This is a genomic window from Rhizobium oryzicola, from assembly GCF_030504645.1.
GTDB lineage: Bacteria > Pseudomonadota > Alphaproteobacteria > Rhizobiales > Rhizobiaceae > Neorhizobium > Neorhizobium oryzicola.
Map to the genome: position 1 here is coordinate 99,401 of NZ_JAUKWQ010000001.1, position 14,702 is coordinate 114,102.

A 14,702-nucleotide genomic window follows, 5' to 3' on the forward strand; every position below is an offset into this window, starting at 1 on the left:
ATGGCAACCATCAGATCCTGTCGTTCAATACATCTCATCCATTGCGGTTGCCGGCTTATGCCCTTGACCGCGCGTCATGTGTCTGACCGGCCGGCGCCGCCTTCCGCTCCGGATTGACCGCCATTGCGGTACATTTCGAGCATTGTTGCGCGCTTCACTACACCCTCACCCGCCTGTCCGGCAAGCGCCGCGGCATGGATAAAAGCATTCTGACCCATCAGTTCGTCCATTTCGGCCGCGGAAAAGAGCTTGAAGGATGGAATATCCTCGTCTGCATCCGTTCCGAGCCGCCAGGCCTTGCGGGCCTGGTCAATCTTTCGCACACCGTCTGCCGCCGCATCGACCGCGTGGAAGACGCCTACGGCCTCTCCCGAACGGATCGCAGCATCCACCTTCATGGCGCCGCTGATGAACTGGCCGGCCTTGCGCGCCATGTTCATCATGCCTGCCACGTCGGCGACCAGAAGACGGTCAACCAGGGCGCCAAGCTCTGGGGAGGCCTTCACCTCCGCCTTCAGCGCCCGGGCAAAAAGCTTGCGCGCAATGGCCTTTTCGACCAGCGCGCGTTCGGCCTTGATCCAGCAGCCCCGACCCGGCAGGCGCCGCTTCAGGTCCGGAACGATTGCTCCATCCGGGCCTGCAACGAAACGGATCAGCCGTTCCGGTGAGGTAGCCTCCCGGGTGACGATGCAGGTGCGGTCGTTCACAACGATCTCTCCGTCATCATCGTCCCGGTCCTCGGCAATTGCCGCGGCCATCATTCCTCGGTGGCGGCTTCCGCCTCCTCCGATTCATCCGATGCAGCCTCCAGCGCTGCCTGTTCGCGGGCCAGATCCTCTTCGGTGATCCAGCCAGCCGCCAGGCGCGCCTGAAGGATCATGTTTTCCGCCTCGACGCGCGATACGTCGAACTTGGAGAACAGGCCTTCGAACTTCTTCGTTTCGCCGTTCTTGCGCTCGCTCCAGCCGACGAGATCGTCAGCGGCGCAGCCTGCGAAGTCTTCAATGGTCTTGATGCCGTCTTCACCGAGTGCCACCAGCATCTTGCCGTTCAGGCCGTCGATCTGGCGCAATTCGTCCTGAACACCCAGTTCACGACGCTTGGCATCCATTTCCGCTTCGATACGGTCCAGATATTCGCGGGCGCGGGTCTGGATTTCGTTTGCGGTATCTTCGTCGAAGCCATCGATTGAGGCAATTTCGTCGAGATCGACGTAAGCCAGTTCTTCCACCTGGGCAAAGCCTTCCGAGGCCAGAACCTGGCCGACCATTTCGTCCACGTCGAGCGCATCCATGAACAGGTTCGTACGCTCGTTGAATTCCTTCTGGCGGCGCTCCGATTCCTCGGCTTCCGTCATGATGTCGATGTCCCAGCCGGTCAGCTGAGAAGCCAGGCGCACGTTCTGGCCGCGACGACCGATGGCAAGCGACAGCTGTTCGTCCGGAACGACCACTTCGATGCGCTCTGCATCTTCGTCCAGAACGACCTTGGCGACTTCCGCCGGCTGCAGGGCGTTGACGATGAAGGAAGCCGGTTCGGCGGTCCACGGAATGATGTCGATCTTTTCGCCCTGAAGTTCGCCGACAACGGCCTGAACGCGCGAGCCGCGCATACCGACGCAGGCACCGACCGGGTCGATCGAGCTATCATTCGAGATGACGGCGATCTTGGCGCGCGAACCCGGATCACGGGCAACCGACTTGATCTGGATGATGCCGTCGTAAATTTCTGGCACTTCCATGGTGAACAGCTTCACCATGAACTGCGGATGTGTGCGCGACAGGAAGATCTGCGGGCCGCGCTGCTCGCGACGGACGTCGTAGACATAGGCGCGGACGCGGTCGCCATAGCGCATGTTTTCGCGCGGAATCATCTCGTCGCGGCGGATGATGCCTTCGCCACGGCCGAGATCGACGATGACGTTGCCATATTCCACGCGCTTGACCGTGCCGTTGACAATTTCGCCGACGCGATCCTTGAACTCGTCATACTGACGGTCACGCTCGGCTTCGCGCACCTTCTGCACGATGACCTGCTTGGCGGACTGGGCGGCAATGCGGCCGAAATCCATCGGCGGCAGGGGATCGGCAATGTAGTCGCCGATCTTGGCATCCGGGTTGCGGTCGCGTGCCAGAAGCAGCGGGATCTGCGTGCTGTAGTCTTCGGCCTGCTCGACCACCTCAAGAAGACGCTGCAAGCGGATTTCGCCGGTCTTCGGGTTGATGTCGGCGCGGATATTGCTCTCCGTGCCGTAACGGGAGCGGGCGGCCTTCTGAATAGCATCGGCCATGGCGGCCAGCACGATTTCGCGGTCGATGACCTTTTCGCGCGCCACTGCATCTGCGATCTGCAGAAGTTCTAGCCGGTTCGCACTCACTGCCATTGTCGTCGGTCTCCGTGGATCGATATCCGGGGGCTTATCCTCAAGCACCCGCAAAAACTAACTGATTACTCGTCGTCTGATTCGTCGTTCTGGTTGGCGGCCTCGGCCTTTGCCAACTTGTCCGCACGCAGTGCGTCGCGGATCAGATCGTCGGTCAGAATAAGTTTCGCCTCGGACAGAGCCGAGTACGGAATGGTCACACGCGGCTCCTCGCCGTAGGCAACCTGGTCGCGCTCCAGCGTGAAGCCCTCGTCATTGGCCTCCGTGATCTTGCCGCGAAAACGCTTGCGGTTATCCAGGAGAACCGAGGTCTCGCATTTCACGAGATGCCCGCTCCAGCGAGCGAAATCGGATTTGCGCACCATGGGGCGATCGATGCCCGGCGACGACACTTCCAGATGATACGCCTTATCGACGGGATCTTCCACATCCAGAACCGGAGAAATCGCCATGGAAACCGCTTCGCAGTCCTCCACGGTCATGGTTCCGTCGTTGCGCTCGCACATGATCTGAAGGGTGAGCCCGTTCTGATTCAGGAGCCGGACCCGCACGAGGCGAAAATCCATCGCGTCGAGTGTAGGCTCGATGATTTCAGCGATCCTGAGATCGAGGCCGGTCTCGACAATGAGACGCGGCTCTTTTAGGCTTTCCTGCATATGGTCTTCCGGCGCTGTTCGCACAAGGGGCGAGAAACTTAGCTTGCCATGACCGCCTAACAAAAAAGAGCGGGTCCGTTCCGGGCCCACTCTTCATCTGACGATCAAGAATTTAGGTTTCATATACTCTTGAATGCCCGGCATTGCAAGGGCAGGGGCCAAGAGCGTGCTGCGTGCGATTTTGGCTTGCCCATGCGCTCATAGGAACTAGGTTAGGCGGAACACGACTCAAAAACAAAACCAAGAGGTTGCACGTGCCCACGCGAATCTCGCCTCTGGCGCCTTTCGCGCACCAGACCTTTCGCACCATCTGGATCGCCAGCATTGCATCGAACTTCGGCGGATTGATCCAGGCGGTCGGTGCGGCGTGGATGATGACGGCGATTTCCGACTCGGAAAACATGGTGGCGCTGGTCCAGGCTTCAACCGCTCTGCCCATCATGCTGTTCTCGCTGGTATCGGGGGCTCTCGCCGACAATTATAATCGCCGCAGCATCACGCTGACCGCGCAGGTCTTCATGCTCGCTGTCTCCATCCTGCTAACGATCTTCGCCTATTTCGGCTGGCTGTCGCCCTGGCTGCTGCTCACCTTCACCTTTCTGATCGGCTGCGGCACGGCGCTCAACAACCCCTCCTGGCAGGCCTCGGTGGGTGATATCGTGCCGCGCGAAGTGCTACCCGCGGCGGTGACCTTGAACAGCGTTGGCTTCAACATCACGCGAAGCCTGGGGCCCGCGCTTGGTGGCGCCATCGTTGCAGCGCTCGGTGCTGCTGCTGCCTTCGCCACCAATGCGCTGAGCTATTTCCCGCTGCTCTACGCCCTGTTTCGCTGGCAACCGGATGTGCCTGTCAGCACGCTACCCCGCGAGACCCTGGGCCGCGCGCTCTCTGCCGGCTTCGGCTACGTGGCGATGTCACCGAAGCTCATCAAGGTGCTGTTTCGTTCGGCTCTGTTCGGCATTGCCGCCAGCGCCATCCTCGCGCTTCTGCCGCTTGTCGCGCGCGATCTGGTTTCCGGCGGACCACTGACCTACGGTTTGATGCTGGGAGCCTTCGGTGTCGGCGCCATCGGCGGGGCGCTTTTGAATGCGCGGCTGCGCGAGCTATTCTCCAGCGAGATGATCGTGCGCCTGTCCTTCACCGGCTTCGCGGTCAGTGCCGTCGTGACATCCTTGAGCACGAACACCTGGCTCACCTGTGCGGTCCTGCTCATTCCCGGCGCCTGCTGGGTGCTGGCGCTCTCGCTCTTCAACACCACGGTGCAGCTCTCCACCCCGCGCTGGGTCGTCGGACGGGCTCTCTCCTTCTACCAGACGGCTGCTTTTGGCGGCATTGCCGCCGGCAGCTGGATCTGGGGTTCTCTGGCGGAAGATTACGGCGTTGGGACCTCGCTGATGCTGGCAAGCCTTGCCATGGTATTCGGCGCAGCCGTCGGCTGGAAATTCGCGCTTCCCTCGCTGGAGACGCTGAACCTCGATCCCGCCGGCACCTTCCGCGAGCCGTCCCTCCGGCTCGACCTGCAGCCGCGCAGCGGGCCGATTGTGCTTCTGATCGACTATACGATCCGCGAGGAGAATGTGCCTGAATTTCTGGAACTGATGCAGGAACGGCGGCGCATCCGCATTCGCGATGGCGCTCGCCAATGGGCGCTGCTGCGTGATCTGGAAAACCCTGATATCTGGACCGAAACCTATCACACAGCCACCTGGGCGGATTATGTGCGCCATAACCAGCGTCGCACCCAGGCGGACTCGGAAGTTTGGGCACGAATCCGTGCGCTGCATGCGGGGCCGGAGGGTCCCCGCGTTCATCGCATGATCGAGCGGCAAGCTATCCCGCCGCGCGACGACGTGTTTCACAAGACCGCACTAGATATCCACCATTGAGGCTTGCCATGGCTGAGTTTCGCAAGGCAACCGCTTCCGATCTGCCTGCCATCATTGCCATGCTGGCTGACGATGCGCTGGGGCTGACGCGCGAGGTGATCTCCGATCCTGTCGATCGCCGTTATGTGGAGGCCTTCGAGGCAATTGAACGGGATCCGAACCAGTGGCTGGCCGTTGCGGTGGACGATGAGGATGCGGTGATCGGCTGCCTGCAGCTGAGCTTCATCCCCGGCCTGTCGCGGCTGGGCTTGTGGCGTGGCCAGATCGAAAGCGTGCGTATTGCCAGCAGCCAGCGCGGCAGCGGTCTGGGTGGGGAGATGATCCGCTGGGCGATCGAGCAATGTCGCGCCCGCGGCTGCGGCCTTGTACAACTGACCTCCGACAAGCGCCGCGAGGATGCCCTTCGGTTCTACGAAAAGCTCGGCTTCGAAGCGACGCATGAGGGGTTCAAACTAACCTTTTGAGGATCAGCGAAGCTTGGTCTTCAGGCTCTCATCCGGGAAGCAGGTGGGTGCAATAGCGTTCTTGGCCTGCCAGTCGCCGAGCGACCTGCGTGTCTTGAAGCCTGCCAAACCATCCGCATTACCAATGTCGTAGCCCTTGGCCTGCAGGGCTTTCTGCATAGCCAGCACATCTGAGCGCAGCATATGCCCGACATTGCCCCAGGGCGCCTGGAAGGCGCCGCCACCATGGGCGATGCGATCGGCCAGATTGCCGATGAAGAGGGCATAGAGATCTGAATTGTTGTATTCTTTGATGACGTAGAAATTCGGCGTCACGATGAATTCCGGCCCATGCCGGCCGGCCGGCACCATCATCATCCCGTCTGCACTTGTCTCTGCTGAGGGAAAGGCCTTGCCGCCAATCCTGCTGATGCCGAGCTTTGACCAAGCTGATATGGGTTTTGCCAGATCCGGCCCTTCCTGTGCGCAGGATACTTTGGCCGGAATTTCCACCTCGAACCCCCAGTCGCGGCCGCGCTGCCAACCGCGCAGCGCCAGGTAATGCGCAATCGAGGCCAACGTATCCGGCACGGAATTCCAGATGTCTGCCCGCCCGTCGCCATCGAAATCGACGGCATATTTGGTATAGCTGGAGGGCATGAATTGCGGCTGGCCGAGCGCGCCCGCCCAGGAGCCCATAATCCGGTCCGGCGTGACGTCGCCATGCTCGATGATCCTCAGCGCGTCGATCAGCTCTTTGCGAAACATATCCTTGCGGGTGGACATGAAGGCCTTGGTGGCGAGAACGCTGAGCGCCGAATAGGGCAGCTTCGCCTTTCCATAGCCGGATTCGCGGCCCCAGACGGCAAGCACGATCTCGCCCGGCACGCCATAGGTCTGCTCGATCTTCTTCAGCGTGCTGGCGTAGTTCGCGGCAAGCGAGCGGCCCGTCGTTGCCAGCATCTGGAGACGCTGCTCGGAGAAGTAGGCGCCCGGTGAGGCAAATTCTGCCTGGCTCTGGTCCCGCTGTTTCGGTGGTGTCGTGCCCGGCGGCACCAGGTCCGGCAAGTCCCAGTAGAGCTTCACATCGCCGAAGGCCGTGTCGATGGTGCGCGCGGATATGCCAGCCTTTCTGGCTTCGGGGATGATTTCGCTTTTGATCCAGCCGCGGAACTGCGCTTCGACCTCGGACTTGGAGGGAGCGGCATGGGCGGGGAGGGGGAGTGCTGCGATAACCAGTGTTGCGAGAAGGCGAGTGAAGAGTGCTGCGTTCTCCCACCTCCCCCTCAAGGGGAGGTAGGGGTGCCCCAACGGCTGTCGCCAGATTGGAATTATAGCCTTTAACCAGAAGGAGGTGAGCGCCCGCACGAAGTCATTCATAGTCGCTCTCCATCCCCTCAAATCACTGTCCGCGCCCGAAGTGCCGCCGTCAGCGTGCCCTCGTCGAGATAATCCAGTTCGCCACCAACGGGCACGCCATGGGCCAGGCGGGTGATCTTGACCGGCAGTTCCGTCAGCCGGTCGGTGATATAGTGCGCGGTGGCCTGTCCTTCGACGGTCGCGTTGACCGCCAGGATGATTTCGCGAATGCCGCCTTCGCTCACCCGGTCGATCAGGCCCTTGATGTTGAGGTCATCGGGGCCGACACCGTCCAGCGGCGACAGCGTCCCGCCCAGCACGTGATAGGCGGCGTTCATGGCGCCGGCCCGCTCCAGCGCCCAGAGATCGGAGACGTCTTCCACCACGATGATGACGGACTGGTCGCGCCGGTCATCGGTGCAAACGGTGCAGGGGTCGATGGTATCGACATTGCCGCAGCGCGAGCAGACCTTCACCTTGTCATAGGCTTCGCCTAGCGCATGGGAAAGCGGCCCCATCAGCTGTTCGCGCTTCTTGATGAGATGCAGCGCCGCTCGCCGGGCGGAGCGGGGGCCGAGCCCCGGCACCTTTGCAAGCAGCTGGATGAGTTTTTCGATTTCAGGACCGGTGACGCGTTTTGCCATGCGCCGCTTTTAGACGATATGCTGCGCAAACGGAATCATGAGTTTGAGGCATCCCGCATGAAAGTCAGTGCCATCTGTATCGGTCGCGCGGAAAAGCTGCCCGGCAAAAGCTACAAGACAGGCATCAACAAAATGCCGGTCACCGGCGCGGTCTTGATCGACGAGAATGGCTTGCTCGGCGACAAGATCTGTAACCGCAAATATCATGGCGGGCCGGAGCAGGCGGTCTATGTGGAAGGTGGCGTCACGCTGGACTGGTGGTCGGAGCAGTTGGGAAGACCGCTCGAACCTGGCACCTTCGGCGAGAACCTCGTCATCGACGGGCTCGATAACCGGGATATTGCCGCAGGCGACCGGCTGGTGCTGGAGGGTGGCGTTATCCTGGAGGCCACCTCGGCGCGCATTCCCTGCGCCACCTTTGCGGCGCGGATGGACGATCCGACCTTTCCGAAGCGTTACACCAAGGCACTCAGGCCCGGATTCTATTGTCGGGTGATTGCCGGGGGCTCCGTGATGGTGGGCGAAGGCGCAACCTCTCAGGCCTTTGAGGGCGAGCGCGTGACGATCCCGGAAATGATGCAGCATTTCCGGAAGCGGCTTTCTGAGGAGAGCCGCTCGCGCTTTCTCTTGGCACCCATCAATGCGCGATTGAGAGCCGAAATCGAGGCACAGTAATTATTTAGAACGGCAGCTTCATGCCGGGCGGGATCGGCAGGCCGGCGGTCAGTTCGCGGGTCTTTTCCGCAGCGATCGATTCGGCCTTCTCCTTGGCGTCCTTGTGGGCGGCAATGACGAGATCTTCGAGGATTTCAACCTCGTCTTCCTTGAAGAGGGATGGGTCGATCTTCAGGCCCAGCAGTTCGCCCTTGCCGTTGAGGCGTACGGTCACAAGACCCCCGCCTGCCTTGCCTTCGACGTCGAGAGAGGCGATTTCCGCCTGCATCTTTTCCATCTTGGCCTGCATTTCCTTGACCTTGCCCATCATGCCCATGATGTCACGCATAAGGCTGTTCTCCTTGTTCTTGATGTGGTCCTGTCAAAACTCGATATCGTCGCCGGGCAGGATGTCACCCTCTTCGGTTTCCACCACGGCCGGTGGCGGCGCTTCGTCTTCCGTGTCCTCGACCTTCAGCGTCACCCGTACGTCGGTAATGCGCGCGCCCGGAAACTGGGCAAGGATCGCCGCGACATCCGGATCGGAGCGTGCATCGGTGAGCCGTGCCTCGCGCATGTCGCTTTCGGCTTCGGCAAGGGTCTTCGCGCCTGCCTCACGGCTGAGGATGACCATCCAGCGGATCTCGGTCCATTCCTCAAGGCGGCGCTGAAGATCGCCGACAATGCTTTTCGGCGCATCAGGCGGCAGATTGATTTCGAGCCGACCCGGCTCCAGCTTCACCAGCCGCACAAAGCTGCGCAACAGCGCCTTCAGCTTCGGGTCGCGGTTCTGTGTGCAGAGATCGGATATGTCCTGCAGCGAGCGCACCGGTACTTTCGGCTGCGGCGCATCGGCAGGCTTTGCTTCAACGCGGCCCACGGGCACCGCATCCGGTGCCGGGGAGGGAACCGCTTGCAGCATGGCAGTCGGCTGGCCCGACTGCATGCGCTGGGCATTCCCCGAATCGGTGCCGCGGGCCATGACAGGCGCAGATTGCGAAAGGCTTGCCCTTGGCCCGCCATTGCCACCGGAGGGGCCGGTAACCGCAGCACCTCCGCCATTGACGATCTCTGCGACGCGTCGCGCCGCATCTTCCGGCGAGGGAAGATTGGCGGCATGCGTCAGGCGGATCAGCACCATTTCGGCAGCCCCTGCCGGACGCGACGAATTTTCCGCTTCCGGAATGCCCTTCAGCAGCATCTGCCAGATGCGTGACAGCGTGGTGACCGCAACGGATTTCGCAAACTCGGCGCCGCGCAGGCGCTCCACTTCGCTCAGCGACGCATCTTCGCTGGCTTCGGGGATGTATTTGATGCGGGTCACAAGATGGGTGAAGTCGGAGAGATCGGTCAGCACCACGACCGGGTTGGCGCCCGCTTCATATTGTGCGGTGAATTCTGTCAGCGCCGCCGTCACGTCGCCGCGCACCACATGTTCGAACAGATCCACGATGCGGGCACGGTCGGCCAAGCCCAGCATGCTGCGCACGGTCTCGATCTCAACCCGTCCGCCGCCATGGGCAATCGCTTGGTCGAGCAGCGAAAGGCCGTCGCGAGCTGAGCCTTCAGCGGCGCGCGCGACCATAGCTAGCGCATCGGAATCGAAATCGACGCCTTCCTTGCCGAGGATGGACGAGAACAGATGCACCAGATCGGCGGCGCTGATACGGCGCAGGTCGAAGCGCTGGCAGCGTGACAGCACCGTGATTGGAACTTTTCGGATTTCTGTCGTGGCGAAGATGAACTTCACATGCTCTGGTGGCTCTTCCAGCGTCTTCAACAAGCCGTTGAAGGCCTGCGTGGAGAGCATGTGCACTTCGTCGATGATATAGACCTTATAGCGCGCCGAAACCGGGCGGTAGCGCACCTGCTCGATGATCTCTCTGATATCATCGATACCGGTATGGGAGGCGGCGTCCATCTCGATCACATCGACATGGCGGCCCTCCATGATCGCCTGACAATGTTCGCCGGGCACGCGCAGGTCGATGGTGGGCTTGTCGATCTCAGACGTCTTGTAGTTCAGCGCGCGGGCGAGAATGCGGGCCGTGGTTGTCTTGCCGACGCCTCGAACGCCGGTCAGCATATAGGCCTGCGCAATGCGGCCGGTCTCGAACGCATTGGTCAGCGTGCGGACCATCGGCTCCTGGCCGACCATGAGGTCCGAGAAATCCTTGGGGCGGTATTTGCGGGCGAGAACGCGGTAGGCGCCGCCTCCGCTGCCGGACTGTCCCGTCTGTGTCGGTCCGGTGTCGCTCATGTCGTCCGCCAGCCTGCATGGCCATTCCAGCCTTGAGAAAGCCGACCGGAAGCTGACCTGGATGATGATCAGTGAATAACGAGGTGGGAGGCTGGCACGGCGACCCGTGCCGGGCTCGTTAGGGCTGCTTCCTTCCGGACCTGACCCGGTTGGCGAGTGGCTCGTCCACCACCAACCTCCCGAGGGGACATATGTTCGTTTCCCGCAGCAAATGCAAGCCAAGCCCCAAAAAAACTGCTAGCAGTTTTGAAAAACAAGGAGGAAACCTTGAGCGAATTTGCATTGGATGCCCGGCTGGAAAAGGATTCCGAGCTGTTCACGATCCTTGGGCTCTGTCAGCTGCGCCTGCTGAAAGACAGCCGTTGGCCCTGGCTGATGCTGGTGCCACAGCGGCCGGACAAGACGGAGATCTTCGAACTCGCGCCGCTCGATCAGGCCATGCTGACCTTCGAGACCAACCTCGTCGCAGAGGCGTTGAAGACAGTCACGGGCGCCCGGAAGATCAATGTCGGCGCCTTGGGCAATGTGGTCAGCCAGTTGCATGTGCATGTGGTGGCCCGCAATGAAGGCGATCCCAACTGGCCTGGGCCGATCTGGGGCTATGGTTCCGCCGTAGCGTATGACGAAACCGTCAAGCAGACTTTTCTCCGCTCTCTGATGCAGGCTCTATGATTCCATGACTGTTGATCTGTTCGAGACCTCCGCTCCCCATCCGGAAGCAAGTCGCCTCACCGCCTTTGCCGGAAACCGTTTGAACCGCGATGCCGAACATCGCACGGAAGAGAGCCTCTCCTCGGCGCTCGCCGCTGAGAAAGCCGCACTTCTCATCTTCGCCAAGGGCAAGCTTATCCTCAAAAACGAAGGTGCAAGCTTGCGGCCGGTATTTCTGAGGTCCGAGGCGGACCAGTTCCAGCCGCTTTGGGAGGATACGATCCTCTTGGGGCATCGCGCCGATGGTTCACCTCGCCTGGCCGTACCCGCCCGTATCGAGCCCGATGATGTGTCTGCCCCCTTCCAGGCCACCGATGCCCGCTCCGCATTTCGCTTCGCATTGGTGGACGAGGAGACGCTGGGCGAGATGGCGCAGGCACTCAGCCTGATGAACTGGAACGATGCCAACCGTTTCTGTGGCAAGTGCGGTGCGCCGACCGTCAGCCGGCTTGGCGGCTACAAGCGGGTCTGTACGGCGTGTGAGCATATGCTCTTTCCCCGCACCGACCCTGTCGTGATCATGCTGACGGTCGATGTGAAGCGCGATCTGGTGCTCTTGGGGCGGGGGCCGCATTTCGCGCCGGGGATGTATTCCACGCTCGCCGGTTTTGTGGAGCCGGGCGAGACGATCGAAGATGCGGTGCGCCGCGAAACACTGGAGGAATCTGGCATCCGCACGGGCCGCGTGCGCTACCATGCGTCACAGCCCTGGCCAATGCCGCATTCGCTGATGATCGGCTGCTATGCCGAGGCGCTGTCGACCGAGATTTCCCGTGACGAGCAGGAGCTGGAGGACTGCCGCTGGTTCACGCGGCAGGAGGTTGCCGCCATGCTAGAGGCGGATCCCGGCGCGCAGGGGCCGTCGGCGCCGCCGCGCGGGGCCATCGCCCACCGTCTGATGCGCGACTGGGTGGAGTGGTCACGTTGATGGCGAGGGCGCCGGCTTGCGGGTGAAGGCCCGCACGGCGAGCGATACACCAACGATCTGCAGGCAGCAGCCGATCGTCTCATAGGGCGTCGGCCAGCGCTCGTTGAGCATAAGCCCGAAGATCAACCCGAACAGGGTTTCCGCCACGATAAGCTGCGCCGTCAAGGCGAGCGGCAGACGGTGGGAAGCCAGGCTCCAGAACCAGGTGGCGGCCCAGGAAGCTGCCATGCCGAGGATGAGAGCGATGCCCCAGAACCGGATCTGCATCTCGGTCGGCGCCGTGGTGAAATGTTCTGAGGCGAGCGGCAGCAGTGTGAGGGAGCCGAGTGCCGCGCCAAACCCATGCAGGTTCGTCCAGTCCAGATTGCTCGGCCGGTTCGGTGAACGCATCACATTGGCATTGATGATGCCGTAACCCACCCACACCAGCAGCGCAGCCACTGCGCAGCCTGCGCCCGCCAGCGTCATGCGCTGGCCCTGGACGTCAAGCCTCGTCACCAGTTCCACATTCACGACGAGGATGCCGAGCGCAATCATGACAAGGGGCATGGCAAGGCGCCGCCATTGCATGGTTTTGTCCAATATATTGGCAATCGCGGGCAGCACGACCGGCATAGTGCCGATGATCAGCGGCGGAATGATAGGGCCAGCCCACAGCACCGCCTGCGAAGCTGTCAGGAAGTAGCCGACATAACCGATGAGCCCGAGGCCCATGCCCATCAGTATTCGTTTTGCACCAAGATCCGGCTGCAGGCGAAAGCGCGGATGCAGCATCAGAACAAGACAAGTGAGCCCGAAAATGCCATAGCGGGCAATTGTCAGGTCCCACATGCTGAAAGGGGCGGCAAGCGGTGCCGCCACGAACGTCAGCCCCCAGAGCGCACCGGTGAACAGCCCGGCCAGAATACCGACGAGCATGCGGGCTCCTTATCTCCTGCACTAACAGGACAATAGATCACAATGCCCGGTGCCGTAGCTTTAGCCCCGACACTCAGCCGCCGTTCAGCGACCCGCGCATCGGGTGGCCGGGATAGACACCGAGGATGCGGACCTTCTCCGAGAAGAAGCGCAGTTCTTCCAGCGCACGCCGTACCGGTGCATCGTCGGGATGGCCCTCGATATCCGCGTAGAACTGCGTCGCCACGAACTTGCCGCCCAGCTGGTAGCTTTCGAGCTTCGTCATGTTGATGCCGTTCGTCGCGAAGCCGCCGAGCGCCTTGTAAAGCGCTGCCGGAATGTTGCGCACGTTGAAGACGAAGGTGGTGACGATCACGTCCTGATCTGTCTTGCGCTTCGCCCACTTTTCATCGCGGGACAGCACAACGAAGCGCGTGACGTTATTTTCGGAATCCTCGACATTCTCCTGCAGGATATCGAGCCCGTAGAGGCTGGCGGCAAGACGTGGCGCGAGCGCCGCCATGGAGCGGTCACCGCGTTCCTGCACCAGCTTCGCGGCGCCTGCGGTGTCGCCGGCCACAACGCCCTTCCAGCCATTCGAGCGGATGATCTTACGGCACTGGCCAAGCGCGTGGATGTGGCTATGCACGGTGCGGATCTCGTCGCGCTTAACACCAGGCAGCACCATCAGCTGGAAGCGGATCGGCATGAAATATTCGCCGATGATGTGAAGGCGTGATTCCGGCAGCAGGTGATGGATGTCGGCCACGCGACCGGCCAGCGTATTCTCGATCGGGATCATCGCCAGATCCGCTTCGCCGCTTTCGAGAGCCGTAAAGGCATCCTCGAAGGTGGGGCAGGGCAGGGGTTCCATGGCCGGGAACATGTCGCGGCTGGCCATGTCGGAATTGGCGCCAAAATCGCCCTGGAAGGCGATGCGGTTGGTTTGCGAAACCATCAATTTTTGTCCGTTCAGAGGGGGCGGCCGGCGAGGATCGCGCGGGCCTTTTCGAGGTCTTCGGGAGTATCGACGCCGAGCGGCACCGAGTCAACGATCTCCACGTCGATCCGCATGCCCGCTTCCAGCGCCCGCAGCTGCTCCAGCTTCTCGCGCATTTCCAGCACGGATGGTCCGAGCGAAACGAAACGCTCAAGGGCCGTGCGGCGATAGGTATAGAGGCCGATGTGATGGTAGAGCGGGCCATCGCCATAGGGAGCTGTAGCGCGAGTGAAATAGAGTGCACGCAGGCGGCTCTCGGAAATAGGGGAGCCGACCACCTTCACGATATGCGGCTTGAACTTGTCTTCTTCCTCGGTGATCTCCACCGTCAGGGTTGCGATATCGACAGCCGGGTTCTCCATGGGCTTCAACGAAGCCCGCACAGCCTCGCGTTCGATGGTGGGCAGATCGCCCTGAACATTGACGATGAATTCGGCGCGCGCCTGCGGATCGGCGAGCTGTACGGCTTCGAAGATGCGGTCCGAGCCGGACTGGTGGTGCTGGCCGGTCATGATGACCTCGAAGCCCGCTTTTTGCACGGCATCGAAGACGTCCTGATCATCCACAGCCACGATGACGCGGCCGACCTCGGCTTCCTGGGCACGTTTTGCAACCTGAACGATCATCGGCAGGCCGTGAATATCCGCCAGCGGCTTGCCGGGGAGGCGGGTGGAAGCGATGCGTGCGGGAATGAGCACGAGTGTCTTATCAAAAGCCAAATTCGGCATGTCAGCCGTCTCCGTCACGTTTTCGATGCGCGCCCGAGGATGTCAAAACGTCTCAGGGGGGCATGCGTGATTCAGGTTGCACCAGGGGGGCAAAAGACATAGCTTCCTCAAGATTTCAAGGTGGGACACCTTTGATTCCTGCAGGTGGGGAAG

The 14,702-nt window shown here is 61.5% G+C and carries 15 protein-coding genes and 1 other RNA gene; 5 read left to right on the forward strand and 11 right to left on the reverse strand.

Annotated elements, in window-relative coordinates; translation table 11 throughout:
- Window positions 1–74: 74 nt before the first annotated feature.
- From Q2T52_RS00450 to rimP, 3 genes are all read right to left on the reverse strand, one after another.
- Window positions 75–758, reverse strand: coding sequence for an RNA-binding protein (locus Q2T52_RS00450; RefSeq protein WP_302074718.1), 684 nt, complete (start codon window positions 756–758; stop codon window positions 75–77).
- Window positions 758–2,383 carry a transcription termination factor NusA gene (nusA, locus tag Q2T52_RS00455; protein WP_302074719.1) on the reverse strand — a complete coding sequence of 542 codons (1,626 nt, stop codon included), beginning with the start codon at window positions 2,381–2,383 and terminating at the stop codon, window positions 758–760. The genes Q2T52_RS00450 and nusA overlap by 1 nt, the downstream gene beginning before the upstream one ends.
- A 65-nt stretch (window positions 2,384–2,448) precedes the next feature.
- Entirely contained in the window at window positions 2,449–3,039 is a 591-nt protein-coding gene (rimP, locus tag Q2T52_RS00460) for a ribosome maturation factor RimP (protein WP_302074720.1), read from the reverse strand.
- 254 nt (window positions 3,040–3,293) lie between these two features.
- On the opposite strand from rimP, the gene Q2T52_RS00465 reads away from it, so the two are divergent.
- Both Q2T52_RS00465 and Q2T52_RS00470 read left to right on the forward strand, forming a co-directional pair.
- Window positions 3,294–4,925, forward strand: coding sequence for an MFS transporter (locus Q2T52_RS00465; protein ID WP_302074721.1), 1,632 nt, complete (start codon window positions 3,294–3,296; stop codon window positions 4,923–4,925).
- 8 nt (window positions 4,926–4,933) lie between these two features.
- A complete protein-coding gene (locus Q2T52_RS00470; RefSeq protein WP_302074722.1) occupies window positions 4,934–5,389 on the forward strand; it encodes a GNAT family N-acetyltransferase in 456 nt (151 codons plus the stop codon).
- Between the two features lie 3 nt (window positions 5,390–5,392).
- Here Q2T52_RS00470 and Q2T52_RS00475 read toward each other — a convergent pair whose 3' ends face one another.
- On the reverse strand, window positions 5,393–6,748 hold the full coding sequence (locus Q2T52_RS00475) for a lytic murein transglycosylase (RefSeq protein WP_302074723.1): 1,356 nt from the start codon (window positions 6,746–6,748) through the stop codon (window positions 5,393–5,395).
- A gap of 17 nt (window positions 6,749–6,765) precedes the next feature.
- Window positions 6,766–7,371, reverse strand: coding sequence for a recombination mediator RecR (recR, locus tag Q2T52_RS00480; RefSeq protein WP_302074724.1), 606 nt, complete (start codon window positions 7,369–7,371; stop codon window positions 6,766–6,768).
- Between the two features lie 57 nt (window positions 7,372–7,428).
- Here recR and Q2T52_RS00485 point away from each other — a divergent pair, with 57 nt between their 5' ends.
- Entirely contained in the window at window positions 7,429–8,046 is a 618-nt protein-coding gene (locus Q2T52_RS00485) for an MOSC domain-containing protein (protein WP_302074725.1), read from the forward strand.
- A 4-nt stretch (window positions 8,047–8,050) separates the two neighbouring features.
- On the opposite strand, the gene Q2T52_RS00490 is transcribed toward Q2T52_RS00485, so the two are convergent.
- The 3 genes from Q2T52_RS00490 to ffs all read right to left on the reverse strand — a co-directional run bounded on the left by Q2T52_RS00490 (window position 8,051) and on the right by ffs (window position 10,465).
- Complete coding sequence (locus Q2T52_RS00490; RefSeq protein WP_302074726.1) at window positions 8,051–8,374, reverse strand: YbaB/EbfC family nucleoid-associated protein; 324 nt, start codon at window positions 8,372–8,374, stop codon at window positions 8,051–8,053.
- Window positions 8,375–8,407: 33 nt separating this feature from the next.
- On the reverse strand, window positions 8,408–10,285 hold the full coding sequence (locus Q2T52_RS00495) for a DNA polymerase III subunit gamma/tau (RefSeq protein ID WP_302074727.1): 1,878 nt from the start codon (window positions 10,283–10,285) through the stop codon (window positions 8,408–8,410).
- A gap of 83 nt (window positions 10,286–10,368) precedes the next feature.
- An RNA gene (gene ffs / locus Q2T52_RS00500) (signal recognition particle sRNA small type) lies at window positions 10,369–10,465 on the reverse strand.
- A gap of 87 nt (window positions 10,466–10,552) precedes the next feature.
- Between ffs and Q2T52_RS00505 the strand changes: the two genes are divergently transcribed.
- Together Q2T52_RS00505 and nudC are read left to right on the forward strand one after the other, a co-directional pair.
- Window positions 10,553–10,957: an HIT family protein gene (locus Q2T52_RS00505; RefSeq protein ID WP_302074728.1), complete on the forward strand. Its 405-nt coding sequence runs from the start codon at window positions 10,553–10,555 to the stop codon at window positions 10,955–10,957.
- A 4-nt stretch (window positions 10,958–10,961) separates the two neighbouring features.
- Entirely contained in the window at window positions 10,962–11,924 is a 963-nt protein-coding gene (gene nudC / locus Q2T52_RS00510) for an NAD(+) diphosphatase (RefSeq protein WP_302074729.1), read from the forward strand.
- Here nudC and Q2T52_RS00515 read toward each other — a convergent pair.
- The 3 genes from Q2T52_RS00515 to Q2T52_RS00525 form a co-directional block, all read right to left on the reverse strand.
- Window positions 11,916–12,842 carry a DMT family transporter gene (locus Q2T52_RS00515; RefSeq protein WP_302074730.1) on the reverse strand — a complete coding sequence of 309 codons (927 nt, stop codon included), beginning with the start codon at window positions 12,840–12,842 and terminating at the stop codon, window positions 11,916–11,918. The genes nudC and Q2T52_RS00515 overlap by 9 nt on opposite strands.
- 73 nt (window positions 12,843–12,915) lie before the next feature.
- A complete protein-coding gene (locus Q2T52_RS00520; RefSeq protein WP_302074731.1) occupies window positions 12,916–13,779 on the reverse strand; it encodes a prephenate dehydratase in 864 nt (287 codons plus the stop codon).
- A 14-nt stretch (window positions 13,780–13,793) separates the two neighbouring features.
- Window positions 13,794–14,549, reverse strand: a complete 756-nt coding sequence (locus tag Q2T52_RS00525; protein WP_302074732.1) for a 3-deoxy-manno-octulosonate cytidylyltransferase — start codon at window positions 14,547–14,549, stop codon at window positions 13,794–13,796.
- Window positions 14,550–14,702: the final 153 nt, after the last annotated feature.

Bases quoted from the DNA above. Each gene is read 5' to 3' on its own strand.
- Q2T52_RS00450 (WP_302074718.1), bottom strand. From the start codon at position 758: ATGGCCGCGGCAATTGCCGAGGACCGGGACGATGATGACGGAGAGATC.
- nusA (WP_302074719.1), bottom strand. From the start codon at position 2,383: ATGGCAGTGAGTGCGAACCGGCTAGAACTTCTGCAGATCGCAGATGCA.
- rimP (WP_302074720.1), bottom strand. From the start codon at position 3,039: ATGCAGGAAAGCCTAAAAGAGCCGCGTCTCATTGTCGAGACCGGCCTC.
- Q2T52_RS00470 (WP_302074722.1), top strand. From the start codon at position 4,934: ATGGCTGAGTTTCGCAAGGCAACCGCTTCCGATCTGCCTGCCATCATT.
- Q2T52_RS00475 (WP_302074723.1), bottom strand. From the start codon at position 6,748: ATGAATGACTTCGTGCGGGCGCTCACCTCCTTCTGGTTAAAGGCTATA.
- recR (WP_302074724.1), bottom strand. From the start codon at position 7,371: ATGGCAAAACGCGTCACCGGTCCTGAAATCGAAAAACTCATCCAGCTG.
- Q2T52_RS00485 (WP_302074725.1), top strand. From the start codon at position 7,429: ATGAAAGTCAGTGCCATCTGTATCGGTCGCGCGGAAAAGCTGCCCGGC.
- Q2T52_RS00490 (WP_302074726.1), bottom strand. From the start codon at position 8,374: ATGCGTGACATCATGGGCATGATGGGCAAGGTCAAGGAAATGCAGGCC.
- Q2T52_RS00495 (WP_302074727.1), bottom strand. From the start codon at position 10,285: ATGAGCGACACCGGACCGACACAGACGGGACAGTCCGGCAGCGGAGGC.
- nudC (WP_302074729.1), top strand. From the start codon at position 10,962: ATGACTGTTGATCTGTTCGAGACCTCCGCTCCCCATCCGGAAGCAAGT.
- Q2T52_RS00515 (WP_302074730.1), bottom strand. From the start codon at position 12,842: ATGCTCGTCGGTATTCTGGCCGGGCTGTTCACCGGTGCGCTCTGGGGG.
- Q2T52_RS00520 (WP_302074731.1), bottom strand. From the start codon at position 13,779: ATGGTTTCGCAAACCAACCGCATCGCCTTCCAGGGCGATTTTGGCGCC.
- Q2T52_RS00525 (WP_302074732.1), bottom strand. From the start codon at position 14,549: ATGCCGAATTTGGCTTTTGATAAGACACTCGTGCTCATTCCCGCACGC.